This window comes from Litorilinea aerophila, from assembly GCF_006569185.2.
Lineage (GTDB): Bacteria > Chloroflexota > Anaerolineae > Caldilineales > Caldilineaceae > Litorilinea > Litorilinea aerophila.
This window is the reverse complement of record NZ_VIGC02000005.1, coordinates 16,726-41,345: the sequence shown is the minus strand read 5'-3', so window position 1 is coordinate 41,345 and position 24,620 is coordinate 16,726. Positions and strand designations below refer to the sequence as shown.

Annotated in this window: 17 protein-coding genes, 1 pseudogene and 1 riboswitch; of the genes and pseudogenes, 15 read left to right on the top strand and 3 right to left on the bottom strand. The window is 66.9% G+C overall.

Annotated features, from left to right (window positions below; genetic code table 11):
* Nucleotides 1–28 precede the first annotated feature (28 nt).
* Nucleotides 29–1,690: a sulfatase-like hydrolase/transferase gene (locus FKZ61_RS04665; RefSeq protein ID WP_141608914.1), complete on the bottom strand. Its 1,662-nt coding sequence runs from the start codon at nt 1,688–1,690 to the stop codon at nt 29–31.
* A gap of 305 nt (nt 1,691–1,995) precedes the next feature.
* On the opposite strand from FKZ61_RS04665, the gene FKZ61_RS04660 reads away from it, so the two are divergent.
* The 15 genes and pseudogenes from FKZ61_RS04660 to FKZ61_RS04585 all read left to right on the top strand — a co-directional run bounded on the left by FKZ61_RS04660 (nt 1,996) and on the right by FKZ61_RS04585 (nt 22,285).
* Entirely contained in the window at nt 1,996–2,388 is a 393-nt protein-coding gene (locus FKZ61_RS04660; RefSeq protein ID WP_141608913.1) for an ArsR/SmtB family transcription factor, read from the top strand.
* 16 nt (nt 2,389–2,404) lie between these two features.
* On the top strand, nt 2,405–3,577 hold the full coding sequence (locus tag FKZ61_RS04655) for a cation diffusion facilitator family transporter (RefSeq protein ID WP_141608912.1): 1,173 nt from the start codon (nt 2,405–2,407) through the stop codon (nt 3,575–3,577).
* Nucleotides 3,578–3,737: 160 nt separating this feature from the next.
* A riboswitch (cobalamin riboswitch) is annotated at nt 3,738–3,911 on the top strand.
* 331 nt (nt 3,912–4,242) lie between these two features.
* On the top strand, nt 4,243–5,505 hold the full coding sequence (locus FKZ61_RS04650; protein ID WP_141608911.1) for an ABC transporter substrate-binding protein: 1,263 nt from the start codon (nt 4,243–4,245) through the stop codon (nt 5,503–5,505).
* A 492-nt stretch (nt 5,506–5,997) separates the two neighbouring features.
* A complete protein-coding gene (locus tag FKZ61_RS04645; protein ID WP_141608910.1) occupies nt 5,998–7,101 on the top strand; it encodes an iron ABC transporter permease in 1,104 nt (367 codons plus the stop codon).
* A 15-nt stretch (nt 7,102–7,116) separates the two neighbouring features.
* Nucleotides 7,117–8,187 carry an ABC transporter ATP-binding protein gene (locus FKZ61_RS04640; RefSeq protein ID WP_141608909.1) on the top strand — a complete coding sequence of 357 codons (1,071 nt, stop codon included), beginning with the start codon at nt 7,117–7,119 and terminating at the stop codon, nt 8,185–8,187.
* A 2-nt stretch (nt 8,188–8,189) separates the two neighbouring features.
* Complete coding sequence (locus FKZ61_RS04635; protein ID WP_211358416.1) at nt 8,190–9,704, top strand: cobyric acid synthase; 1,515 nt, start codon at nt 8,190–8,192, stop codon at nt 9,702–9,704.
* Nucleotides 9,705–9,735: 31 nt separating this feature from the next.
* Nucleotides 9,736–10,800 (top strand): nicotinate-nucleotide--dimethylbenzimidazole phosphoribosyltransferase, encoded by a 1,065-nt coding sequence (gene cobT, locus FKZ61_RS04630; RefSeq protein ID WP_141608908.1) that lies wholly within the window; start codon nt 9,736–9,738, stop codon nt 10,798–10,800.
* Nucleotides 10,800–11,564: an adenosylcobinamide-GDP ribazoletransferase gene (gene cobS / locus FKZ61_RS04625; RefSeq protein ID WP_141608907.1), complete on the top strand. Its 765-nt coding sequence runs from the start codon at nt 10,800–10,802 to the stop codon at nt 11,562–11,564. Before cobT ends, cobS begins: the two co-directional genes overlap by 1 nt.
* Nucleotides 11,561–12,517 (top strand): adenosylcobinamide-phosphate synthase CbiB, encoded by a 957-nt coding sequence (gene cbiB, locus FKZ61_RS04620; protein WP_211358415.1) that lies wholly within the window; start codon nt 11,561–11,563, stop codon nt 12,515–12,517. The genes cobS and cbiB overlap by 4 nt, the downstream gene beginning before the upstream one ends.
* 9 nt (nt 12,518–12,526) lie before the next feature.
* Nucleotides 12,527–13,072 carry a bifunctional adenosylcobinamide kinase/adenosylcobinamide-phosphate guanylyltransferase gene (gene cobU / locus FKZ61_RS04615; RefSeq protein ID WP_141608906.1) on the top strand — a complete coding sequence of 182 codons (546 nt, stop codon included), beginning with the start codon at nt 12,527–12,529 and terminating at the stop codon, nt 13,070–13,072.
* Nucleotides 13,072–14,130 (top strand): cob(I)yrinic acid a,c-diamide adenosyltransferase, encoded by a 1,059-nt coding sequence (gene cobO / locus FKZ61_RS04610; protein ID WP_229964141.1) that lies wholly within the window; start codon nt 13,072–13,074, stop codon nt 14,128–14,130. Before cobU ends, cobO begins: the two co-directional genes overlap by 1 nt.
* Nucleotides 14,131–14,137: 7 nt before the next feature.
* Nucleotides 14,138–18,562 carry a cobaltochelatase subunit CobN gene (gene cobN / locus FKZ61_RS04605; RefSeq protein ID WP_141608905.1) on the top strand — a complete coding sequence of 1,475 codons (4,425 nt, stop codon included), beginning with the start codon at nt 14,138–14,140 and terminating at the stop codon, nt 18,560–18,562.
* A gap of 6 nt (nt 18,563–18,568) precedes the next feature.
* A pseudogene (locus tag FKZ61_RS24415) lies at nt 18,569–20,558 on the top strand (magnesium chelatase subunit D family protein).
* 109 nt (nt 20,559–20,667) lie between these two features.
* On the top strand, nt 20,668–21,606 hold the full coding sequence (locus tag FKZ61_RS04590) for a phosphatidate cytidylyltransferase (protein WP_170199263.1): 939 nt from the start codon (nt 20,668–20,670) through the stop codon (nt 21,604–21,606).
* 40 nt (nt 21,607–21,646) lie between these two features.
* On the top strand, nt 21,647–22,285 hold the full coding sequence (locus FKZ61_RS04585) for a lysophospholipid acyltransferase family protein (RefSeq protein WP_211358412.1): 639 nt from the start codon (nt 21,647–21,649) through the stop codon (nt 22,283–22,285).
* Between the two features lie 4 nt (nt 22,286–22,289).
* Here FKZ61_RS04585 and argH read toward each other — a convergent pair whose 3' ends face one another.
* Nucleotides 22,290–23,768, bottom strand: coding sequence for an argininosuccinate lyase (gene argH / locus FKZ61_RS04580; protein WP_141608903.1), 1,479 nt, complete (start codon nt 23,766–23,768; stop codon nt 22,290–22,292).
* A gap of 1 nt (nt 23,769) precedes the next feature.
* Nucleotides 23,770–24,576: a carbohydrate ABC transporter permease gene (locus tag FKZ61_RS04575; protein ID WP_141609060.1), complete on the bottom strand. Its 807-nt coding sequence runs from the start codon at nt 24,574–24,576 to the stop codon at nt 23,770–23,772.
* Nucleotides 24,577–24,620: the final 44 nt, after the last annotated feature.

The window sequence follows — 24,620 nt, the reverse complement described above, 5'->3', positions numbered from 1 at the left end:
GCCTGCAATCCGAAAAATCTCTCCCAGCCTACCGGTTTATCACCGGCATAAAGGCTTGATAGGGCAATGCCCCGACAGCCGCCGCTTTGGCGGCCAATTTGCCGGCCATCTCGGCCACCTTGTCCGGATCGTAGTAGTCACCATTCGCCGGATCCGCCATGTTGTGCAGTTCGTCCGGGTCATTGGCCAGATCATAGAGTTCGTATTGGGACGGTTCCTGGCCGCTGGGATCGAAGTAGTGGGCAAACTTCCAGCGGGCCTCCCGGATACAGCGGATGTGGTTGGGTTGGGTGACTACAGTCTGCCCGTTGGGCGCGCCCACGTTCTCATCGTCGAAGGTGAACAGGATGGAATCCTGGACCGTGGCGGTGGGATTGTCCGGGTTCGCCACCGCGTCGTTGATGATGGGGCTCAGATCTTGGCCGGCAAAGGTATAGCTGTCCCGGTTCGGCACGTCCACCAGGGAGGCCAGGGTGGGCATCAGGTCCACCAGAGAGGCCAGGGCGTCGGTGTAGACCGTCTGGGGGAAGAGAAGTGGGTTCGAAAAGACCAAAGGGACCCGCATGGTCTCTTCATAGACGTTGAATGACTTCTGCCGCATGCCGCCATGGGAGAGCCCCATCTCGCCATGGTCCGAAGCACGGATGATCAGGGTCTTCTCCACCAGGCCCGGCCTGGCCTCCAGCGCGTCCAGCACGGCACCGATGTGTTGATCGACCACCTTCTGCAGATAGGCGTAGAAGTTGACGTAACGCTCGGGGTCCAGCGGGCCGGCAAGCGGCCCCAATCCCCCCGCGGCCAGGGCCAGGAATTGAGCCTGGGCCGTGGGCTTGTAATTTTGGAGCAGCCGCTCATCGAATGTACCGGGCAAGCCGATGCCCTGGTTGAAACAGTCCGGCGCCTCGTTCAGGTAGTTGAAACAGGATGGATCCTCGCTACTCGGTTGGTTCCAGGTAAGGGGGTAGGCGAGCACGTCGTGGGGGTTGACAAAGGAGACGATCAGGGCGAAGGGCGTCCCGCTGTCCACGTCCACATTCTGGAGAAAGCTCACCGCCTGATCCGCATAGTGCTGGTCCCAATTTGCACAGCCGCCACCGAAGCCGTCGGGATCGGTGTTCTCGCCCGCCTCGGGCGGTTGCCACCCCTGAAAGCCGTACGCGGCCACATCCGCAGTAGTGGGCTCCCCGCCATCCGCCCCCTTGCTCATATGCCACTTGCCCCGATAGTGGACATTGTAGCCCGCCGAGGCCAACATGTGGGCCATGTTCTGGACCGTCAGGGGCAACGTGGGCTCGGTGGGCGAGAGGGTGCCGCCCGAGGTCAAGGTGTGCTTGACGCCGTGCTGGGATGGGAAGAGCCCGGTGAAAAGGGTGCTGCGGCTGGGTGAACACATGGCTGTGTTGCAGAACGCCCGGCGAAAGACCAATCCATGGTCGTCGATGCGTTTGCGGTTGGGCAAATTGGTTGCGGCCCAATCCGCCGGCCAGTGCATGGGCGCACGCTCCTGGTCGGTCAGGATGATCAGAAGGTTCGGACGATCGGGGAACTGCTCCGCGAGGCGGTTTGCCCCAAGCGCGCTCTGGCTTGCGTACCTGGGCAGGGCCAGGCTAAGGCCAGCTGCGCCCACACCGCGCAGAAACGTGCGCCGGCTGGTTCGCTGCCGGCGGCCAGAGATCGATGGGCTGGGCATGGGATTTCTCCTTCCGTGCGCTTTGATGAAGATGTCGAATAGAATGTGAGTTTCTCCTCGAGAGGAGCCCAACAGGGCATATGATATCACCGGCCACGGGGAAGGAATACCTACGAAAGTATGAAAACCCACTCCTACGAATATCGAGGCCCCACGGCACCGGCAGACAGCGACTGCGTCTCCTCCCACCCATTGAATTCGACAGGCGGACAATCTTGACTTTCATAGCCACCATGGATTACACTTTAAATACCTGAGTATATGTTCATATGCAAAAAGAGACGAATCAAGGAAAGAGGGAGGCCATGCACAATCGGCACGCGGCACTCTTCAACGCGGATGCGCTGCCAGCCGATCTCCTGGCCGATGTTGTTGAGATCTTCAAGGTCCTCAGCGACACCACCCGGGCCCAGCTCATCTATCTGCTCACCCGCCAGGAATATAGCGTCAACGAATTGAGCCAGTACGTATCGGTCTCGCCCTCTGCCGTCTCCCACCATCTGGCCAAGTTGCGGGCTACACGCTTGGTGCGGACCCGCCGGGCAGGCAATCAGATCTACTATTCAATTGATGATGTACACGTAGGCGCCCTCTTCCGCGAGGCCCTCTCCCACCTCGATCACGTCCGCCGCAATCTGTCCCCCGCCGGGGAGTGGACGGAAGCAACAGAACCGCCGCCATCCACAACACACCCTTAGAAACGCGAGTACAATCATGGCAATCAAAAACAGCGGGCACACGCATCCCCATGAAGGTGAAGAGCATGCCCACGGCCACGATCATCCGCATCCCCACAGCCACCATGGCGAATCTGGCCACCATCACGCCCACGCCCATCCCCACAGCCATGATGGACATCACCACCATCACGGCGGCGGCCCATGGGGCTGGATTCGCACCATCTTTCACCTCCACGGCCACAGCCACCAGCACGATGCCCTCGTCACCGATAGCGCCTTTGCCGCGCATGAAGAGGGCATCCGCACGGTCTGGATTGCCCTCGGGGCATTGGCCTTTACGTCCCTCCTGCAGGTGATCATCGTTTGGCTCAGTGGCAGCGTGGCCCTCTTCGCCGATACGGTGCACAACATCGGCGACGGCCTCAACTCGGTCCCCCTGCTCATCGCCTTTTACCTGGCGCGGCGGGCGGCGACACGCTGCTACACCTATGGCTTTGGCCGTGCCGAAGATGTAGCGGGCATTTTCATCGTGCTCTCCATCGCCTTCAGCGCCGGCGTCATCTTCTGGGAATCCTTGCAGAAGCTCCTTCACCCTGAACCCCTGACAAACCTAGGCTGGGTGGCCCTGGCCGCGCTGGTGGGCTTTGCCGGCAACGAAACCGTGGCATGGCTTCAGATCCGGGTGGGGCGCAAGATTGGCTCCGCCGCCATGGTGGCGGACGGGATGCACGCCCGCACCGACGGCCTGACGTCCCTGGCAGTGCTACTCGCCGTTGCCGGTTCCTGGCTCGGCTATCCCATGGTGGATCCCATCATCGGCATCTTGATCGGCGTTGCCATCCTCTTCATCACCTGGGATGCCACCAAAACCATGTGGTACCGGCTCATGGATGCCATTGAACCGGAACACCTGGAGCGGGCGGAGGCGGTCATCCGCCAGCAGCCCGGGATCCAGGAATTGGAGTGGCTGCGCATGCGCTGGATGGGCCATCGCCTGCACGCCGACATCGGCATCGCGGTTGACCCGCACCTGAGCACCGCGGCCAGCCATCACATCGCCGAGCAGCTTCGCCACGACCTCTTCCACGCGCTGCCCTACCTGTCCGAGATCTTGGTGCATGTCGATCCCTGGAGCACCCAACCCGAAGAACACCACGCCTTGACCATCCACCACGAGATCCGGCCCGCGCCGGCACGGGCCGGATGATCGGCCCATTGGTGCACTTTCCATGTCCCAGGGATGCGCTCTCCCGGTGTAGGCCCCTCGCTTCTCCGCGCCTTGGCGTCTCTGTGAGCGTCCAAATCCCCCGATCCAAAATTGACAGGCGGTCCGCGCCTCTGCTACACTAGCACCCAGATCACAACCGAATATCAAGACCAGCCAGGGTGCACCAGATGGCCCGGATGCATGGTGCACAATGGGGGAAGACCGGTGACGTCTCGCTGAGACCAGTCCGGCGCTGGCCCGCAACGGTAGGTCGACCCGCTCCCACGGGAGTGAATCGACAAGCCCGAATACCCGCCCTGGCTGTTGCTTGAGTCCACCTTCGTGGAAAAAGGGGGCGAGCGTTCACGAATCCAAGCGCACGACCCGCCAATCCGGCGGGTTTTTCATGTGCGCACGACGAGACTTGAGCGGCCCCGGCGAGGGCCGCTTTTTTTTCTGTCACTTTCCCCCCTTCTCCCGGTGGGGGTTATACCGATTGTCTTACGTAGTGGCGCTCATGATTCCGTAGGTCCGGTTTCCATACCGGACAAGCGGTCACGTATGGAAACGTGACCTACGATGCCTCTTGGCCAGACAATCGGTATCAGGGAGATGGGGGCTGTATAGTTACCATGAGACGGACATTCATGAAAGGAGTCATGAACATGCGCAAAAATCTCCGAACCTTCTGGCCAGCCCTTCTACTGCTGGCAGCCCTGGTCAGCGCCTGTGTCGCGCCTGTGGCCACACCGACTGCCCCCGAAGCACCCGCGGCTACGCCGGCCGAAGCACCGCCCCAGGCCGCCGCACCGGTGGAAGCCAACCTGACCGATGGCTGCGTGGAGGAGTACGATCCCGCCGTCGACTACTTCCCGGAGAAGATCGAGCTCACCTACGCCACCGGCTTTACCGTGGAATATGCCAACCACTACAAGGTCGTCACCGTGCTGACCCCCTGGCAAGGCGCGGAGCAGAGCTTCCAGTACGTGCTGGTCCAGTGCGGCACCCCGGCCCCAGAGGGCTATGACCCATCCCAGATCATCGAGGTGCCTGTGGGGCGCCTCATCACCCTCTCTACCACCGTGTTGCCCCACCTGGAGGCCCTGGGCGTGCTGGACAGCCTGGTGGCGGTGGAGGAGTTCGACTACGTGAACACGCCCGCGGTGCGGGAACGCATCGATGCCGGCACGGTGCAGGAGATCGGCGCCAGCGCGGAAATCAACACCGAGCGGGTGCTGGAACTGGAGCCGGACCTGGTGCTGACCTTCGCCTACGGCGATCCCCGCTACGACACCCATCCCAAGCTGCTGGAAGCCGGCCTGAAGGTGGGCCTGATCGCGGACTACATGGAAACTTCCCCCCTCGGCCGGGCCGAATGGCTCAAGTACGTGGCCCTCTTCTTTAACCGGGAGGCCCAGGCAACCACCCATTTCCAGGAGATCGCGGAACGCTACCAGGCCATCGCCGACAAGGTCGCCCAGGTGGAAGAGCGCCCCACGGTCTTCACCGGCATCAACCGGGGCGACTCCTGGCGGGTCTCCGGCGGCAAGAGCTACTTCGCCCGCTTCCTGGCCGACGCCGGTGCCGACTACCTCTGGGCGGACACCGACGCCACCGGCAGCATCCCCCTGGACTTCGAGGCGGTCTACGCCCGGGCCGCGGATGCCGACTACTGGCTGCCCAACGCCGGCCGCTGGCAGACCCTGGAGGACGTGCGCAATGAGGATCCCCGCTACGCCGACTTTGCCGCCTTCCAGAACGGCCGCATCTACGATAACAACGCCCGGGTGAACCAGTGGGGCGGCAACGACTACTGGGAAGGTGGCGTGGCCAACCCGGACATCATCCTGGCCGACCTGGTCAAGATCTTCCATCCGGAGCTGTTGCCAGATCACGAGCTGACCTTCTTCCGGCAGGTGGAGCCGTAGATTCAAGCCAATCCACAGAGGATGCCGACTTCGCGTCGTGGTGGTGACCCTCTCGTGGGGTGCGCATCCTCAGGTCCGTAGGTCACGCATCCCTGCGTGACATGGGTTCCCGTCCCGTTGGGTGCGGATGTCCGGCCAGGAGACCGGACCTACCAAGCCGTGTTCATCCGTGTCCCATCGTGGAGTGCGCATCCTCAGGTCCGTAGGTCACACATCCCTGCGTGACATGGGTTCCCGTCCCGTTGGGTGCGGATGTCCGGCCAGGAGACCGGACCTACCAAGCCGTGTTCATCCGTGTCCCATCGTGGAGTGCGCATCCTCAGGTCCGTAGGTCACACATCCCTGCGTGACACGGGTCCCCATCCCGTTGGGTGCGGATGTCCGGCCAGGAGACCGGACCTACCAATCTGTGACTCTGGGGCCTAGAACGTGGCTCAAAACAACGTGTAAAGAGAGTGCGGGGCGCCCGAGCTTTCAGGGAGAGATTTTTCCATGGCACAAACAACGCTCTACCAGGTCCAGCCCACACCGGCCACAAAAGTGGCGACCCGGGCCAGCCGATGGCGCCTGGGGCTGCTGGGACTGTCAGTCCTGTTGGTCGTCATGTTTCTGCTCAGCATCGGGGTAGGCTCCGTCTACATCCCACCGGGTGAAGTGCTGAAGATCCTGCTGGGCGCGGAGCCGGAGCGGGCGGCATGGGCCAACATCGTGCTCAAATTCCGCCTGCCCAAGGCCATCACCGCCAGCCTGGCCGGCGCCAGCCTGGCCATCGCCGGCCTCCAGATGCAGACCCTCTTCCGCAACCCGCTGGCCGGCCCCTTCATCCTGGGCATCAGCTCGGGGGCCAGCCTGGGCGTGGCCCTGGTGGTGCTGGGGGCAGGCGCCGGCGGCGGCGTGACCCTCCTGGCCGGCCTGGGGCTGCTGGGCGAGTTCAGCCTGGCCGTGGCCGCCAGCCTGGGCGCTGCGCTGGTCCTGCTCCTGGTCATGCTGGTGGCCCGCCGGGTGAACAGCACCATGACCCTGCTCCTCCTGGGGCTCATGTTCGGCTACGCCACCAGCGCCCTGGTCAGCGTGCTCCTCTACTTCAGCATCGCCGAACGCATCCAGGCCTACATCACCTGGACCTTCGGCACCTTCGGCGATGTCACCTGGGATCAGCTCCGGGTGATGGCCCCGTCCCTCCTGCTGGCCATGGCCGTGGCCCACGCCGGGGCCAAACCCCTGAACGCCCTGCTCCTGGGTGAGACCTACGCCCGCAGCATGGGCCTCACCGTGGGCCGCGCCCGCCTCTTCATCATCGGCAGTGCTTCCATCCTGGCCGGCGTGGTGACCGCCTTCTGCGGCCCCATCACCTTCCTGGGTGTCGCGGTGCCCCACCTGGGCCGCAGCCTCTTCAACACCTCGGACCACCGCATCCTGCTGCCGGCCACCACGTTGCTGGGCGCGGTGCTGGCCCTGGGCGCGGACCTCATCGCCCACCTGCCGGGCAGCCAGATCTCCCTGCCCCTCAACGCCATCACCGCCCTGATCGGGGCGCCGGTGGTGGTCTGGGTTATCCTGCGCCGGGGAAACCTGGGCAAGACCTTTGCCGCCTGAGGAGCCGGGAAAAACATGGCTGGAAAACTGCAGGCAAACGGATTGACCATCGGCTATGAACGGGGACGCCGCGCGCCGGTGGTGGTGGCCCGGGACCTCAACCTCTCCCTGGAGCCGGGTGAACTGGTCTGCCTGCTGGGGCCCAACGGCGCGGGCAAGACCACCCTCATGCGCACCCTGGCCGGCATGCAGCCACCCCTGGCCGGCCGGGTCCTGCTGGCGGGGGTGGACATTCACACCCTCCCACCCCAGGCCCTGGCCCAGCGCCTGAGCGTAGTCCTGACCGACCGGGTGGACGTGGGCCATCTGCACGCCTACGACCTGGTGGCCCTGGGGCGCTATCCCTACACCGACTGGATGGGCCGCCTGACCCGGGAGGATCACCGGGCGGTCCAGTGGGCGCTGGAGGCAGTAGGCGCGACGGCCCTGGCCCATCGTCCGGTCCACGAGCTCAGCGACGGCGAGCGCCAAAAGGTGATGATCGCCCGGGCCCTGGCCCAGGAGCCAGAAGTCATCCTGCTGGACGAACCCACCGCCTTCCTGGACCTGCCCCGTCGGGTGGAGATCATGGGCGTACTCCGGGGGCTGGCTCGACGCACCAACCGGGCCATCCTCCTCTCCACCCACGACCTGGACCTGGCCCTGCGCAGCGCGGATCGCCTGTGGCTCCTGCCCATGGGAGGCCCCCTGGCGGTGGGCGCCCCCGAGGATCTGGTCCTGAATGGCGCGTTTACCGCTGCCTTTCGCAGCGACGGCGTGACCTTCGACCCCTACAGCGGCTCCTTCCACATCAGCCGCCAGAACGCGGGCGTGGTCAGCCTGCAGGGCGAAGGGCTGCCCGCGCTGTGGGCTGCCCGGGCGCTAGAGCGGGAAGGCTTCTGCGTGGCGCGCAACGGGTCGGCCCAGGCGCCGGACACCATTCACGTGGCGGTGGACGGCGACGCCTCGTCCCCCCGCTGGATCGTCACCCGCGGTCAGGGGGCTCCCGGGCACAGGCAGGTGTGCACCTCGGTGATGGCCATGCTCCGGGCCGTGAAGGGCCTGCAGCCGGAGGCCTCGCCCTCCGGAGAAGAGAACGGGAGGTGACCATGGCCCGTGCCATCATGCTGCTGGGCACCCACTCCAACGCTGGCAAGAGCCTGCTGGCCACGGCCTTCTGCCGCATCCTGGCCCGCCGGGGCGTGCGGGTGGCCCCCTTCAAGGCCCAAAACATGAGCAACAATGCGGGCGTCACGCCCGAGGGCGGCGAGATGGGCCGGGCCCAGATCGTCCAGGCCGAGGCCGCGGGCATCCCACCCCACACGGACATGAATCCCGTGCTGCTCAAGCCCGAGGGCAACCGCCGCAGCCAGATCGTGCTCAACGGCCGGGCCGTAGGCCACATCGAAGCGGCCAACTGGTTCGAGCTCAAGCGCATGCTGTGGGACGAAGTGCGGGCTGCCTACGACCGGCTGGCTGCCCGCTTCGACGTCATCGTGCTGGAGGGCGCGGGCAGCCCGGCAGAGATCAACCTGAAGCAGGGGGACATCGTCAATCTGCGCATGGCCCGCCACGCCCAGGCCCCCTGCCTGCTGGTGGGCGACATCGACCGGGGCGGCGTCTTCGCCGCGCTGGCCGGCACCCTCTTCCTGCTGGAGCCCCACGAGCGGGCCCAGATCCGGGGCTTCCTCATCAACAAGTTCCGGGGCGATCCGGCCCTGCTGGGCGACGCCACAGAACGGCTCCGGGAGCGGGCCTTCGGTGTGCCCACCCTGGGCATCATCCCCTACCTGCCGGACCTCCAGATCCCGGATGAGGACGCGGTGGCCCTGGAGGAGCCCGAGCCTGCTGCCGCCGCTGCGCCTGGGGTGGAGATCGCGGTGATCCACCTGCCCCACATCGCCAACTTCGACGAGTTTGACGAACTGGCCGCGGAGCCGGGAGTCCACCTGCGCTACGTCCGCCACCCGGCCGGGCTGGGCCGGCCCCACGCCATCATCCTGCCGGGCACCAAGGTCACCCTGGCCGACCTGGCCTGGCTGCGGGAACGAGGGCTGGACCAGGCCATCCTGACCGCGCATCGGGAAGGAGCCACGGTGGTGGGCATCTGCGGGGGCTACCAGATGCTGGGTCAAACGCTGGCCGATCCCCTGGGCATCGAAGCGCCGGCCGGCACCGTGGCGCCGGGGCTGGGCCTGCTGCCCGTGACCACCGAATTCTGCCCGGTGAAACAGACCCACCAGGCCGAGCTGCGCCTGGAAGATGGCCAGCTGCTCCAGGGCTACGAGATCCACGCCGGGGAGACCACCCTGCACCAGGCCCAGCCCCTGGGCACCCTGGTCCGGCGTAGCGGGCGGCCGGTATCCATCCCCGACGGCGCACGCAGCCCGGATGGCCGGGTGTGGGGGACCTACCTCCACGGCATCTTCGAGAACGAATCTTTCCGCCGGGAGTGGCTGCGCAGCCTGGGCTGGCCGGGACCGGAGTCCATGGAGCACACCGGCGTGGAAGAGGCGTCCGCCACAACGGCCCGGCGCCTGCGGGAGCAGGAGTACGACCGGCTGGCCGATGCGGTGGAGACGGCGGTGAACTGGCAGGCGATTGAGGCGCTGATTGAAGGTTGAAGATTGAAGATTGAGGGTTAAAGAGGAAATCATGGATCTGGAGGAGTTGATTCGTCGAATTCCGCCGCTGGATGAGGCGGCCATGGCCGCGGCGCGCGCCCGCCAGAACCGGCTCACCAAACCCCCGGGCAGCCTGGGCCGCCTGGAGGAGCTGGCCGTGCAGCTGGCGGGCATCACCGGCCAGGCGTTGCCCCGCATCCAGCACAAGGTGATCGCGGTGATGGCTGGCGATCACGGCGTGGTGGCCGAGGGGGTCAGTGCCTATCCCCAGGCGGTCACCGCCCAGATGGTGGCCAATTTCCTGCGGGGTGGCGCGGCCATCAACGTGCTGGCCCGCCACGTGGACGCCCGGGTGGTGGTGGCCGACCTGGGCGTGGCCACCGAGCTGCCCGACCAGGACCCCCTGGCACGCGCCCTGGTCCGGGTTAAGGTCGCGCCCGGCACGGGCAACATCGCCCAGGGCCCGGCCATGAGCCGGGAGCAGGCGGTGCAGGCTCTCCTGGCCGGTGCGCAGGTGGTGGAACAGGAGCTGGCCCGGGGGCTGGACATCCTGGCCACGGGCGACATGGGCATCGGCAACACCACGCCCTCCGCCGCCATCGCCGCGGCGTTCACCGGCCGCCCACCCCAGGAGATCGTGGGGCGGGGCACCGGGCTGGACGAGGCCGGCCTGGCCCACAAGGCGGAGGTGGTGCGCCGGGCCCTGGCCGTGAACCGCCCCTCTGCCGAGGACGGCCTGGATGTGCTGGCCAAGGTGGGTGGCTTCGAAATCGGCGGAATCGCCGGCGCCATGCTGGCCGCGGCAGGCCACCGCCGCCCGGTGATGGTGGACGGCTTCATCTCCACTGCCGCGGCCATGGTGGCCGTGGCCCTGGCGCCCCAGGTGCGCCCCTACCTGATCGCGGCCCACCACTCGGTGGAACAGGGGCACGGCATCATGCTGGAGTGGCTGCGGCTGCAGCCCCTGCTCAAGCTGGAGATGCGCCTGGGCGAAGGCACCGGCGCCGCGCTGGGCATCTCCCTGGCCGAGGCCGCGTGCAAGCTCATGGCCGAGATGGCCACCTTCGACGAAGCCGGCGTTTCGGAGCGGGCCTGATGGCTCAGAAAGCCGTGGGATGGCTGGCGCCCCTGGCGGTGGCGCTCCAGTTCCTCACCCGGGCGCCGGCCATCCTGCACCGCCCCTTCACCCCGCCGGAGCTGGGCCGCGCTGTGGGCTTCTTCCCCCTGGTGGGCCTGCTGCTGGGCGCAGTCCTGGCCCTGCTGGATTGGGGACTGACTCGCCTCTTCCCGCCGGCGGTCACGGCAGCCCTCCTGCTGGCGGCCTGGATCTTGCTGACCGGCGCGCTGCATCTGGATGGTCTGCTGGACGCCTGCGACGGGCTGTTGGGCGGCTGGACCCCCGAGCAGCGCCTGGAGATCCTACGGGACGAACGGGTGGGCGCGTTTGCCGTGGCCGGCGGGGTGTTGGTGCTCCTGGCCATGTTCGCCGCCCTGGAAAGCCTGTCCATCCGTACCACGCCCCTCCTGTTGGCCGCGGTGCTGGGACGTTGGGCCATGGGCCTGGCGCTGGTCCACTTCCCCTATGTGCGCCCCCAGGGCCTGGGGCGGGCCATGAAAGATCACGCCGGGCGCCGGGAGCTCTTCCTCGGCAGCGTCACGGCCGGGGTGATCAGCCTCGGGGTGGGCGGCTGGTGGGGAGCGGGCGCGCTGGTGCTGGCGCTGCTGGTCACCTGGTTGGCAGGCCGCTTTGCCGTGGCGCGCATCGGCGGCCTGACCGGCGACCTCTACGGGGCGACCTGTGTGCTGGTGGAAACAGCGGTGCTGCTCTGGTTCACAGCCGGCAGCGGAGGGATACGGTGAGGCCGGCGGGGGAGCGGGCCTGGGTGACGGGCCTGGCCCTGCTGCTGGACCTGGCCCTGGGCGACCCGCCCAACCGGCTGCACCCGGTGGCGTGGATGGGGCAGGCCATTGCCGCAGCCCAGCGCCGGGCCCAGGGATCCGGCAGAAGTCCCCTGGCGTATCTGCTCATGGGCGCCGGGATTGCCCTGGGGGGCGGAGCCGCGGTGGCCGTCCTGGCCCGAGCCGCGGAATGGCTGGCCGCCCGTCTGCCCCGCCCCTGGGGCTGGTTGCTCCAGGCCCTCCTGCTCAAGAGCACCTTTTCGCTGCGGGGGCTGATGGGGGCCGCCCGGGCCGTCCACGAGCCCCTGGCCGCCGGCGATCTGCCCACGGCGCGCCGGCTGCTGGGCTGGCACCTGGTCAGCCGGGACACCCGGGCACTGGACGCCGGGCAGGTGGCAGCCGCGACCATCGAGTCCCTGGCCGAAAACTGCTCCGACGGCGTTCTGGCGCCCCTCTTCTACTACGGGCTGGGGGGCTTACCGGCGGCCATGGCCTACCGCTTCGTGAACACCGGGGACGCCATGCTGGGCTACCGGGATCCAGCCCGGGAGTGGCTGGGTAAGGCCCCGGCCCGCCTGGACGACCTGGCCAACCTGGTGCCGGCCCGCCTGACCGCCGGGCTGTTGGTCCTGGCCGCGTGGCTGGCTGGGGAGAATCCCCGGCGGGCCTGGCGGGTCTGGCGGCGGGATCACGGCTGCACGGCCAGCCCCAACGCTGGCCACCCCATGGCCGCCATGGCCGGCGCCCTGGGGGTAGCCCTGGCCAAGGAAGGCCACTACGTCCTGGGCGAGGGGCAGCCCACTCCCACCCCGGCGGAGATCCCCCGGGCCGTGAAGATGGTCTGGCTGGCGTCGCTGTTGGGCGTGGGATTGTTGGTGGCGGGGTTGAAGATTAAAAGATTGAAGATTGGGTGAGGGAGTGGGATGGGAGCGTTGACGTTGATTTTGGGCGGTGTGCGCAGCGGCAAGACCGCCTACGCCGAGGAGATGGCCCGGCGGCTGGCCGGGGATGACGTGCTCTATGTGGCCACCGCCGCGGCCCACGATGAGGAGATGCAGGCGCGCATTGCCCGCCACCGGGCCCAGCGTCCCCCCGCCTGGCAGACCCTGGAAGCCACCCACCAGGTGGGCGCGGCCATCCTGGCCCGCCCTGCGCCACCGGTGATCCTGGTAGACTGCCTGACGGTGCTGGTCGCCAATGTGCTGCTCCCCTTTGAGGATCCCTTTGTCCAGGCGGCCAGCACAGCGGTGGCCGAAGAGGTGGAGGGCTTACTCCGCTGCGTGGACCAGGTAGATGCCCATTTCCTCGTGGTCTCCAACGAAGTGGGCATGGGGGTGGTGCCGCCCTATCCCCTGGGCCGGGCCTACCGGGATTTGTTGGGGTGGGCCAACCAGGCTGTGGCCCGCCGGGCCGAGACGGTGTTGCTGTTGGTGGCGGGTATCCCGCTGACGGTGAAAGGAGCCAGATGATGGACAAACCCACCGCGCCTTCCATGCGCGCCTACGGACGACACATATTGATCTGCAACCACGGCGACTGCGCGGCGCCCGAACTGGGCGAGGCGCTCCAGCGCCGGGTGGCCGAGCTCAACCGGCAGTCCGGCCTCAACAAGCTGCGCAACCCCCACCGGGTGAAATGCAGCCTGGTGGACTGCCTGGGCGTCTGCCAGAAAGGTCCCATCGTGGTCGTCTACCCGGAGGGCATCTGGTACCACAGCGTGGACGAGGCCACCCTGGAACGGATCTACCGGGAGCATATCCTGGAGGGGCGGCCGGTGGCGGATCGGATCTTCCACCGCCTCTACCCGCCGGGCCAGGAGCCAGCCTACCCGCCGCACGTTCGGGGAGATGGTCCGCTGGAGGCCCGGCTGGAAGAGGATGCCCAGGCGGCCGACGAGCCCACCACGTCTGCCGAGACGCCGGATGAAGCACCCAATGAGATGCCGGACGAGCAGGAAGCCACCGCCGCCGCGGTGAGGGCGGCCGTACGCCGGGCCCGCAAGAAAAAGGGGCTGGTGATCGTCAACACGGGCACCGGCAAGGGCAAGACCACGGCCGCGCTGGGCGTCATGACCCGGGCCTGGGGGCGCAACATGAAGGTCGGCGTCATCCAGTTCCTCAAGAACGAGCATGCCCGCTTCGGTGAGATCAAGGCGGCCGAACGCATGGGCGGCATCGACTGGATCAACACCGGCGACGGCTGGACCTGGACCAGCGACGACATGGACGAGACCGAGGCCCGGGCGCGCCATGGCTGGGCCGTGGCCCAGGAGCGCATCCTCCACGGGGGCTACGACCTGCTGATCCTGGACGAGTTCACCTATCCCCTCCACTACGGCTGGCTGGACGTCAACGAGGTGCTGGCCTGGCTGGAGGCCCACAAGCCACCCATGTTGCATCTCATCATCACCGGCCGCTACGCGCCCCAGAACCTCATCGACTTCGCCGACCTGGTGACCGAGATGCGGGAGATCAAACACCCCTTCCACGAACAAGGGATCCGGGCCCAGGCGGGGATTGAATATTGAGTGAACAATGGCAAAGAAGACTCGAAACTACGTCATCCGGCCGGACGGCAAGCCCATCAACGTGCCCCGGCAGCGAGGGCAGCTCTTCGTCTGTGAAAACGGCTGCTGCTGTGGACACACGGAACGGGGCTTCGCACCTGTGCCCCACGACCTCTACTATCGGGAGTGGGAGCGGCGCAAGCTGCGCAACAAGGTGCACCTCAACCATGCCGGCTGCCTGGGTCCCTGCGCCCTGGCCAACGTCGCCCTGCTCCTCTTCGACGGCCACCCCATCTGGTTTCACTCCATCAACGACGAGCGGCTCATCCTGGCCATCTTCGACTACATCGACACCATGCTGGCCGCGGACCGCTACCTGCCGCCGCCGCCCGGGCTGGTGAAGCATGCCTTCAACGGCTTCGGCTGGACCGGAAGCGTCTCCACCGGGGATGGCAGATCCACAGAGGAGGCAGAGACGGCTTTGTCTGTGGAACCTGTGGATCCCGGCCAGTCGGTGGATGCGCTGCTGCGCTCCCGCATCCTGCTGTTGACCCACGCGGATACGGACCTGCTGGCCCTGGAACGGGCCACAGCCGATCTGCCGGCCGACTTCCCGCCGGTGACCGGCCTCAACCTGCTGAGCCTCCCCACCGAGGCCCATGTCCAGGAGCTAATCCGCACCGGCCTGGACGACGTCCAGGTGGTGGTTATGCGAACCCACGGCGGGCGCTCGGGCTTTCGTCACGGCTTCGACCTCCTGGCCGAAGCCGCCCGTCAACGGCACATAGACCTGATCTGCGTGCCGGGCACGGAAGGGCTGGACCCCGAATCCCTGGCCTACAGCACCGTGCCCGCGCCGGTGGTTCACGATGTCTACCGATACCTCCAGTTCGGCGGCGTGGACAACCTGCGTCAGATGCTCCACTTCCTGGCCGACCATCTGCTGGCCGGCGGCTGGGGCTACGAGTTGCCCGTGGAGCAGCCCCGTCACGGCATCTACCGCCCGCCCGGCATCCGGGCCGAACCACCCGACGACAGGCCTGTGGTGGGCATCCTCTTCTACCGCAGCCACTACCTGAGCGGCAACACCGACTTCGTCGATGCCCTGGCCGCCGCGGTGGAAGAAGCAGGCGGTTTCCCCCTGCCTGTCTTCACCACCACCCTCAAGGAGCAGTCCCCGGCCGCCCACGGCAGCGACCGACCCCGGCCTGCGGCCTTCGACTTCTTCTACGACGAAGAGGGCCAACGGCGGGTGGACGCGGTGATCTGCACCATCTCCTTTGCCATGGGCGGCCTGGACGACGGCGGAGTTCCGGCGCCCGGTTGGAATGTGGACGCGCTCCAGGCCCTGGACGTCCCCATCCTCCAGGCCATCACCAGCGGCATGGACGAGGAGGAGTGGCGCCTCAGCCTGCGGGGCCTGCAGCCCCTGGATGGGGCCATGAACGTGGCCATGCCTGAATTCGACGGGCGCATCATTACCGTGCCGGTGAGTTTCAAAGCCAACCGGGACCCCCAGCAGCCGGACGATGGCGCGGGCGTCCGGCTCAAGTACCGCGTCGTCCCGGACCGGGTGCAGGCGGTGGCTCGGCTGGCCCTCCGCCTGGCCACCCTGCGCCGCAAGCCCAATGCCCAAAAGCGGGTCGCCTTCGTCCTCACCAATTCCCCCGGCAAGGCCGACCGCATCGGCAACGCGGTGGGGCTGGATGCCCCGGCGTCCCTCATGCGCCTCTTCGCCCGGATGCAGGCCGCCGGCTATCGTCTGGAGAACCTGCCGCCCGACGGCGACACCCTCCTCCATGAGCTCATCGACCGCTGCTCCTACGACGAGACCGTGCTCACCGAGAGCCAGCTAGCCCGGGCAGCCGGGCGGGTACCCATCGACCGCTACGCCGCCTGGTTCGACCAGCTCACCCCCTCCCAGCGGGCGCGGATGCAGGAACGCTGGCACGAGCCGCCCGGCGAGGCCTACGTCCATCGGGAGCCGGGCAGCCGCGGGGGACACATCGCCCTGGCCGGCCTGGAGCTGGGCAACGTCTTCGTGGCCATCCAGCCGCCCCGGGGCTACGGCATGGACCCGGACGCCATCTACCACACGCCGGACCTGCCGCCCCCCCACAACTACTACGCCCTCTACAAGTGGCTGGCCACGCCCCAGGCGGAAGGCGGCTGGGGCGCGGATGCCATCGTCCACATGGGCAAACACGGCACCCTGGAATGGCTGCCAGGCAAGGGGATCGGCCTGAGCCAGGAGTGCTTCCCCGACGCCTTCCTGGCCGACCTGCCCCTGATCTACCCCTTCATCATCAACAACCCGGGCGAAGGGGCCCAGGCCAAGCGCCGGGCCCACGCGGTCATCGTGGACCACATGATCCCGCCCATGACCAGCGCCGACGTCTACGGCGAGCTGGCCCTGCTCACCCAGCTGGTGGACGAGTACTACCAGGTGGAGCAGATGGACCCCGCCAAGCTTCCCCTGGTGCAACAGCAGATCTGGGAACTCATGCAGCGCACCCACCTGGACCGGGATATCGCCACCCTGCTGCGCACGGTGGACCACGGCGACCACACCCACGAGTGGGACGGCAGCTACACCGATGACGGCACGCCCCTCACCCTGGCCGAGATGAACGCCACCGACTTCGCCCACCTGCTGGAGGATATCGACGGCTACCTCTGCGAGCTGGGCAGCCTCCAGATCCGGGACGGGCTCCACGTGTTGGGCCACGTGCCCGAGGGCGATCAGCTCTGCCACCTCCTGCGCGCGCTCACCCGCCTCCCCAATGGCGACGTGCCCAGCCTGCGGGCCGGCGTGGCGGCGGCGCTGGGCTGGGATTTGGACCAGCTGTTACAAAAACCTGGGCAGCGATTGCCCAGTGCCTGGCATGTGGCACAGAAAGGCCAGGGCGAGGCCCGGGTCTGCGCTACCCATGCCGATGTGGTGGAAGTGGTGGATGGCCTCTGCCTGGCCTTGATCCAGGGGTTGGCGCGCGCCCACTTCGACCCGGCGCAAATCCCTGGGGTGGTGGATGAGGCGTTTGCCAGCTTCGAAAATGGACCCGACGCCTCTGCCCCGTTCCGCGCCATCCAGGCGGCACTCCACTTCATCTGCGACACCCTGGTTCCCCTGATCCGCCAGAGCGACGCCGAGATCGAGCACATCCTGGCTGCGCTGGATGGCCGCTACGTCCCCGCGGGGCCGGCCGGCGCGCCCACCCGGGGCATGGCCCACATCCTCCCCACCGGCCGCAACTTCTACGCGGTGGATCCCCGGGCCATCCCCAGCCAGGCGGCCTGGCGGGTGGGCCAGCAGCTGGCCGATGAACTCCTGGAGCGCTACCGCCAGGAGGAAGGCGCCTTGCCCGAGCGGGTGGGCATCAGCATCTGGGGCACCAGCGCCATGCGCACCCAGGGCGACGACATCGCCCAATGCTTCGCCCTGCTGGGCGTGCGCCCCGTCTGGCAGCCGGAGAGCCGCCGCATTACCGACATCCAGGTCATCCCCCTGGCGGAGCTGGGCCGCCCCCGCGTCGACGTGCTCATGCGGGTGAGCGGCTTCTTCCGGGACGCCTTCCCCCACCTCATCGCGCTGATGGACAAGGCCGTCCGCCTGGTGGCCGAGCTGGATGAGCCCACCGACCAGAACTTCGTGCGCAAGCACTTTCTCCACGACCTGGCCCGCCAGATTGCCGCGGGCCGGGACGACGGCGAGGCAGCCCGCCGGGCCAGTTACCGGGTCTTTGGCAGCAAGCCGGGCGCGTACGGCGCGGGCATCCTGCCCTTGATCCACGAACAGAACTGGCAGGACGTCGGTGACTTCGCCCGGGCCTACATCCACTGGGGCGGCTATGCCTACGGCCAGGATGTCTACGGCGACGACGCGCGGGATGAATTCACGACCCTGCTCAAGGGCGTACAGGTGGCGGTCAAGAACCAGGACAACCGGGAGCACGACATCTTCGACAGCGACGACTATCTCCAGTACCACGGCGGCATGATTGCGGCCATCCGCGCCCTCAATGGCCGCAACCCCAAGAGCTACTTCGGCGACAACAGCGACCCGGCCCGGGCCCGGGTGCGCAGCCTGCAGGAGGAGGCCTACCGGGTCTTCCGCAGCCGGGTGGTCAACCCCAAGTGGATCGAAAGCATCCGTCGCCACGGCTACAAGGGTGCGCTGGAACTCTCCGCCACGGTGGAATATCTCTTCGGCTACGACGCCACGGCCCAGGTGGTGGACGACTGGATGTACCAGCAGACGGCCCAGACCTATGCCCTGGATCCCCGGATGCAAGAATTCTTCCGCCAGAGCAACCCATGGGCGCTGAAGAGCATCAGCGAGCGCCTGCTAGAAGCCGCGCAGCGGGGCATGTGGGCCGAGCCGGATCCGGAGACCCTGGCCCGGCTGCGGGAGCTCTACCTGGAGATGGATGGTGTATTGGAAGGACGATCTTAGACACCCATGGAACTGAACGGACGACAGAGAACCCACTACCCCTTTTCCGCCCTGGTCGGCCAGGAGGAGATGCAACTGGCCCTGCTGCTGAACGCGGTCAACCCGGCCATCGGCGGCGTGCTCATCCGCGGGGAGAAGGGCACGGCCAAGTCCACCGCGGCCCGGGCCCTGGCCGCGCTCCTACCGCCGGCCAGCCAGGATGGCTTCCAGATCGAGCTGCGCAGCGAGCAGGGCGTGGAAATCCTGGCCGGGCCAACCGTCGCAAACGGGGCCGCGCCCTTCGTGGAGCTGCCCCTGGGTGCCAGCGACGACCGGGTGGTGGGCACGCTGGACATCGAGGCCGCGCTGCAGCATGGTCGCCGACGCTTCGAACCGGGCCTGCTGGCCCGAGCCCACGGCGGCGTCCTCTACGTGGATGAGGTCAACCTGTTGCCCGACCACCTGGTGGACCTTCTGCTGGACGCGGCGGCCTCCGGCGTCAACACCGTGGAGCGGGAGGGGATCAGCGCCTGCCACCCGGCCCGCTTCGTCCTCATTGGCACCATGAACCCGGAGGAAGGGGAGCTTCGGCCCCAACTGCTGGATCGCTTCGGACTGGCCGTGGAAGTGGCCGGCCCGACAGACCCTGCCGTCCGGGCCCAGGTGGTGCGCCGGCGCATCGCCTACGAAGCCGACCCGGCCGCGTTCGTCGCGCAATTCGCCGCGGAGGAAGAAGCCCTGGCCCAAAAGATCGTCCACGCCCGGGCCCTGTTGCCCCAGGTCGCCCTCTCGGACGGCCTGCTGGAGCTGATCACCCACATCTGCGCGGGCAGCGGGGTGGACGGCCTGCGCGCCGACATCACCCTCTACAAGACGGCCCAAACCCTGGCTGCGTGGGAAGGCCGCACCCAGGTGACGGTGGACGACGTGCGCCGGGCGGCACGGCTGGTGTTGCCCCACCGGCGCCGGCGCCAACCCTTTGAAGAGCCTGGCCTGGATCAGCAGGAGTTGGAAGAGCTCATCCAGCAGCACCAGGAACGCTCCAGCCGCCCCCGCAACCGGGAGCAGGAGAGCGGGGACAACGCCGATCAGGAGGATGAGTGAGGCGCCGGAAAATGCCGAAAATCCGGAAAGCTCCGGCAATCGGGAGCAGATCTTTACCCCTTCCCCACCCTTTACCATCCGGCAGGACAGACAGCTCTGGGCGACGGCGCCCTTAGCCCACCGGAGCACCCAGGTGGCCAGTGGGCGCCGCAGCCATGTCCGCGGGTTTAGCGAAGGTGGACGGTGGGTGGGGGCCGCGCGCCCCCGGGGAGCCATCCGGGACCTGGCTTTGGGGGCCACCCTGCGGGCTGCAGCCCTGCGCCAGATGGGCCGGACACCCCATGTGGCCGGCGGGTGGCCTTCCGTCCACCCTGGAGATCTGCGGGTCAAGGTGCGTCAGACCCGACATAACACCCTCCTGCTCTTCGTGGTGGATGCGTCCGGCTCCATGGCGGCCCGCCGGCGGATGATGGCCGTCAAAGGGGCGGTGCTCGGCCTGCTGATGGATGCCTACCAGAAGCGGGATCGGGTGGGTCTGATTGCCTTCCGGGGTTCGGGGGCGGAGCTGCTGGTCCCGCCCACCCACGCGCCGGAGCTGGCCGAACGGCGGCTGCGCACCTTGCCCACCGGCGGCCGGACGCCGTTGACTGCCGGCCTGACCCTGGCGGCGGACGTGCTGGACCGCTACCTGCGGCGGCAGGTTGCCCTCCGCCCCCTGCTGGTGCTGGTCACCGACGGGCGGGCCAACGTGGGGGCACCGCCCCAGGACGCGGCCCGCATGCTGGCCCGGCTACCCGTGCAGACGGTGGTGCTGGACTGTGAGCAGGGCTTCGTGAAGGTGGGCGCCGCCCGGGAGCTGGCCCGCCTGCTGGGGGCGCGCTATCTGCCCCTGGAGGAGCTCAGCGCCGACGCCATCCGGCGCGCGGTGGCCTCCATCCACCACGCGCCAGGGCTGGATGGACGATTTGGCTAAATGGGTCTCTTGCGTCACAATACCCCTACATCATCGGTCTACATTTCCGATCTTCACAGCAACTTCGACGTTCATACTTTCAACATTCACGGCAAAGGTGGTGGGGTTGATGAATGGCGCCGACCTCTCCGATCTGGCGGTGGCCACCGGGATAGTGATGGGGATCCTGGCGTTAACGACCGTGATCTATGGGGCATTGTTGCAGTTCCGGCCGAATCAGAACCTGCCCAAAATCGGCTCGCGGATCCGGTTTCTCTGGGGTATGGCCCTCTTCTATCTGCTGGCCCTGCTCTACAGCCCGAAGATCTTGCTTTTCTACGTGGCCTTTATTGCCTTCCTGGGCCTCAAGGAATATCTGTCCATCACCCCCACCCGGCGCGCCGATCGGCGAATCCTCTTTTGGGCCTACCTCTCCATTCCCATCCAGTTTTTTTTAATTGGGATGGATTGGCAGCGGCTCTTTACCCTGTTTGTGCCTGTGCATGTCTTTCTCGTGCTGCCGGTGCTCATGGTCATCGTGGGGGAGACGCGGGGATTTCTCAGGGCGTGGAGCATGTTAGGGTGGGGCATTTTGACCACGGTGTTCAGCCTGGGGTATTTGGGTTACCTGGCTGTGCTTCGACCCGATACCCACGGCAATGGCCACGGCTTGGGCTTGTTTCTATTTCTGGTCTCCCTGGCCCAGCTCAACTATGCGGCCCAATACTTCTTCGGCAAGCGTTTTCGCCACCCCCGGCTGAGTCTGAAGGTCACCCAAACCCGCAACTGGGCCAGCCTGGTGGGCAGCATCCTGGTCAGCATCCCTGTGGCCTGGCTAGTGGCCCCCTGGATGACCCCATTCACCGCCGGGCAGGCGGTGCTCAGCGGCGTGCTCATCGCCGTGGGCGCGTTCATCGGCTATCTGATCCTCTCGGCCATCAAGGCTGACCTCCAGCTCAAAGATCGGAGTACCATGACGCCGGGCAGTGGCGGCGTCATGAACCGCATCGACGCCTTCGTCTACACGGCGCCGCTCTTTTTCTACATCGTCACCCAGTGGTTCGGCTAACACGCGCCAGGGGATCCCACCCGGGAAGGAAGGTCTGGCAGTGCGACTCTTACAAGCCCTCTTTTTTCTCCTGATCGTACGGCCGCTGATCATGGTGATCATCGGGCTCAACGTACGCAACAAGGAGCGGCTTCCCCTCCAGGGGCCGGCCATTGTCGCGCCCAATCACAACAGCCACCTGGACACCCTGACCTTGCTCTCGCTTTGGCCCCTGTCGGTCCTGCACCGGGTGCGGCCGGTGGCGGCGGCCGACTATTTCTTGCGTAACAAGGCCCTGGCCTGGTTCAGCCTGAACATCATGCGCATCCTGCCCATTGACCGCCAGCGACGGGATCATCGCAGCGATCCCCTGGCGCCCCTCTGCCAGGCGCTGGAGAATCAGGAGATCTTGCTCATCTTCCCGGAGGGTTCCCGGGGCATGCCGGAACAGTTGAGCCGCTTCAAAACCGGCATCGCCCGCCTGGTGGAGCGCAACCCGTCCGTCCCCATCATACCGGTCTTCATGCACGGGCTGGGCAAGGCCCTGCCCCGGGGTGACTTCCTCCTCGTTCCCTTCTTCGCCGATGTGATCATTGGCGAGCCCATCTACTGGCAGGGATCGGTGCAGGCCACCATGGAAGCGTACCAGGAGGCCATGTTGGCACTATCCCGGCAGCTGGAGATCCCGGCGTGGGAATAGTCGCCTAGCCCATCAGCGCCTGCACCCCGGCCTGGCGACGGCGATCTGCCTCTGCCAGGCGGTGGCGGGCCGTGAAAAGCCAGCCCCTGTCCCGCTCCAGCCCCTGGGCCAGCCCATCCAGCAGGGTCCCCGTCGCCTGGGGCGCGGCGCCGCCCAAGCCGTTGCGAACTTCCACGAAGTGAACTGAATCCAGAGCCTGCTGGAACTGCTCCTGGGAGAGAGCCACCTCCCGGCCCAACACCTCCCGGGCAGCCTCTTGCAGCCGGTCGAGGGAGAGATCCGTGGCAGCGACCCCATCCTGGACAGCCCGCTGCACCAGGGTGGCCACCACGTGGTGGGCCAGGCGGAAGGGCAGGCCGGCCTCCCGCACCAGGGTGTCGGCCAGTTCGGTGGCGGTGGTGAAACCTTCCCCGGCCCGCCGGCGCAGATGCTCCTGGTGAAGCGTCAGGGTGGCGAAGACGTCGGTGTAGAGGCTCACACAGTCCCGGGCGGTCTGCAGGGCCTCCTGGAGGGGCGGCAGGATCTCGTCCTCGATGTCCTGGGTATCGCCGTAGGGAATGTTGTGACACTGGATGGCCACCGTTTGGGCGGCGCCGATGGCCCGGCTGAGGCGGGCGCGCAAATGCTCCAACACCACCGGGTTGCGTTTCTGGGGCATGATGGAGCTGATCTGGATGAAACTGTCGTGGATGTGCAGCCCGCCGGCCTCCTGGGTGGCCAGGAAGAGCAGGTCGCGGGTGACCCGGCTCAGGCCGATGGCCAGGGACTGGACGGCAAAGGCCATGTCGGTCAGGTGATCGCCGGCGCCGATGCTGTGGTGGGTGCTGGCGATGACATCGTCGAAGCCCAGCAGCGAGGCCACCTCCAGCCGGTCGATGGGGAAGCCGGTGCCGGTGAAGGCGGCAGCGCCCAGGGGGGACCGGTTGACGCTGGCGTAGGCGGCGGCCAGGCGTCGCTGGTCGTCGGCCAGAAAGCTCAGGACGCCGGCCAGGTAGTGGGCGAAGGTGGTGGGCTGGGCGGGCTGGGTGTGGGTGTAGCCCGGCATGAGGGTATGCAGGTGGCGCCGGGCCAGGTGGAGCACCGTTTCCCGCAGGCGCAGGGTGTCGTCGTAGAGGGCCAGCAGCTGTTCCCGGAAGGCCATCCGGAAGAGGGCCTGCCCCAGGTCATTGCGGCTGCGGGCCAGTTGCAAGTTGCCGCCAAAGTCCGCGCCGGCCTCCTGGATGATAGCCTGCTCCACCCGGAAGAAGAGGTCCTCCACGCCGGGCTGATACCCCAGCTCTTCGGCCGGCTGCTCTCGGAGGTGGGCCACAGCCCGGAGGATGGCCCGGGCGTTGTCCTGACTGATGATCTGGCAGTGGGCCAGCATCAATGCGTGGGCTTCGTGGGCGGCCAGCATGGGGCCGTACAGGTACGCCTGGGCGTCCCGGTAGGCCGGCTGCAGGACCGTCCGGCTGTAGGTGGGGTGGGGAAAACGAAACGACATCTCAACCCTTCAGCCCGGTGAGGGCAATCCCTTTGATGATCTGGCGCTGGAAGATGATGAAGACGATCAGCAGGGGCACGGTCGCCAGGCTGGCGCCGGTCATGATCTTTTCCCATTGGGTGGTGGATTCGCCCCGGAAGAAGCTGAGGCCCACCGGCAGGGTGTAGTAGGCTCGGGCGCTGGCGATGATCAGGGGCCAGAGGTAGGCGTTCCAGTTGCCGATGAAATTGAAGATGCAGAGCGCGGCCAGGGCCGGCTTGACCAGGGGCATGGCCACCCGCCACCAGATGCCGAACTCGTGCAGGCCGTCCATGCGGGCCGCGTCCAGCAGCTCATTGGGGACGCCGTCGAAAAACTGGCGCATGAGAAAGATGCCCACCGCGGTGATCACGCCGGGGAAGACGATGCCCCAGTACTGCATGGCGCCCTGGTGCCAGCCCCACTGGACGCTCATGGTGTACCAGGGGATGATGAGCATCTCCGTGGGCACCATCAGCGTGGCCAGGATGCCCAGGAAGATGATGTTCTTGCCGGGAAACTCAAACTTGTTCAGGGTGTAGCCCACCAGCGAATCGAAGAAGGCCACGCTCAGGGTGCTGATGGTGGCGATCAGGAGACTGTTGAAGTACCAGCGGCCAAAGCTGCTGGTGGTCAGCACCAGGCGATAATTTTCCAGGGTGGGCTGCTTGGGCAGGAAGCTGAACTGGACCAACTCCGTGGCCGGCTTCAGGCTGGTGAGAAGCATCCAGAGGAAGGGGACGATCATCACCGCCGCGCCCAGGCTCAAGAGCACGTAGGCCATCAGCATGGTCCATGAAAACTGCTTTCGCGCCCGAACAGGGGTACCCACCA

Coding starts and splice junctions, on each gene's coding strand:
- FKZ61_RS04665 (WP_141608914.1), bottom strand. CDS start 1,690: ATGCCCAGCCCATCGATCTCTGGCCGCCGGCAGCGAACCAGCCGGCGC.
- FKZ61_RS04660 (WP_141608913.1), top strand. CDS start 1,996: ATGCACAATCGGCACGCGGCACTCTTCAACGCGGATGCGCTGCCAGCC.
- FKZ61_RS04655 (WP_141608912.1), top strand. CDS start 2,405: ATGGCAATCAAAAACAGCGGGCACACGCATCCCCATGAAGGTGAAGAG.
- FKZ61_RS04650 (WP_141608911.1), top strand. CDS start 4,243: ATGCGCAAAAATCTCCGAACCTTCTGGCCAGCCCTTCTACTGCTGGCA.
- FKZ61_RS04645 (WP_141608910.1), top strand. CDS start 5,998: ATGGCACAAACAACGCTCTACCAGGTCCAGCCCACACCGGCCACAAAA.
- FKZ61_RS04640 (WP_141608909.1), top strand. CDS start 7,117: ATGGCTGGAAAACTGCAGGCAAACGGATTGACCATCGGCTATGAACGG.
- FKZ61_RS04635 (WP_211358416.1), top strand. CDS start 8,190: ATGGCCCGTGCCATCATGCTGCTGGGCACCCACTCCAACGCTGGCAAG.
- cobT (WP_141608908.1), top strand. CDS start 9,736: ATGGATCTGGAGGAGTTGATTCGTCGAATTCCGCCGCTGGATGAGGCG.
- cobS (WP_141608907.1), top strand. CDS start 10,800: ATGGCTCAGAAAGCCGTGGGATGGCTGGCGCCCCTGGCGGTGGCGCTC.
- cobU (WP_141608906.1), top strand. CDS start 12,527: ATGGGAGCGTTGACGTTGATTTTGGGCGGTGTGCGCAGCGGCAAGACC.
- cobO (WP_229964141.1), top strand. CDS start 13,072: ATGGACAAACCCACCGCGCCTTCCATGCGCGCCTACGGACGACACATA.
- cobN (WP_141608905.1), top strand. CDS start 14,138: ATGGCAAAGAAGACTCGAAACTACGTCATCCGGCCGGACGGCAAGCCC.
- FKZ61_RS04590 (WP_170199263.1), top strand. CDS start 20,668: ATGAATGGCGCCGACCTCTCCGATCTGGCGGTGGCCACCGGGATAGTG.
- argH (WP_141608903.1), bottom strand. CDS start 23,768: ATGTCGTTTCGTTTTCCCCACCCCACCTACAGCCGGACGGTCCTGCAG.
- FKZ61_RS04575 (WP_141609060.1), bottom strand. CDS start 24,576: ATGCTGATGGCCTACGTGCTCTTGAGCCTGGGCGCGGCGGTGATGATC.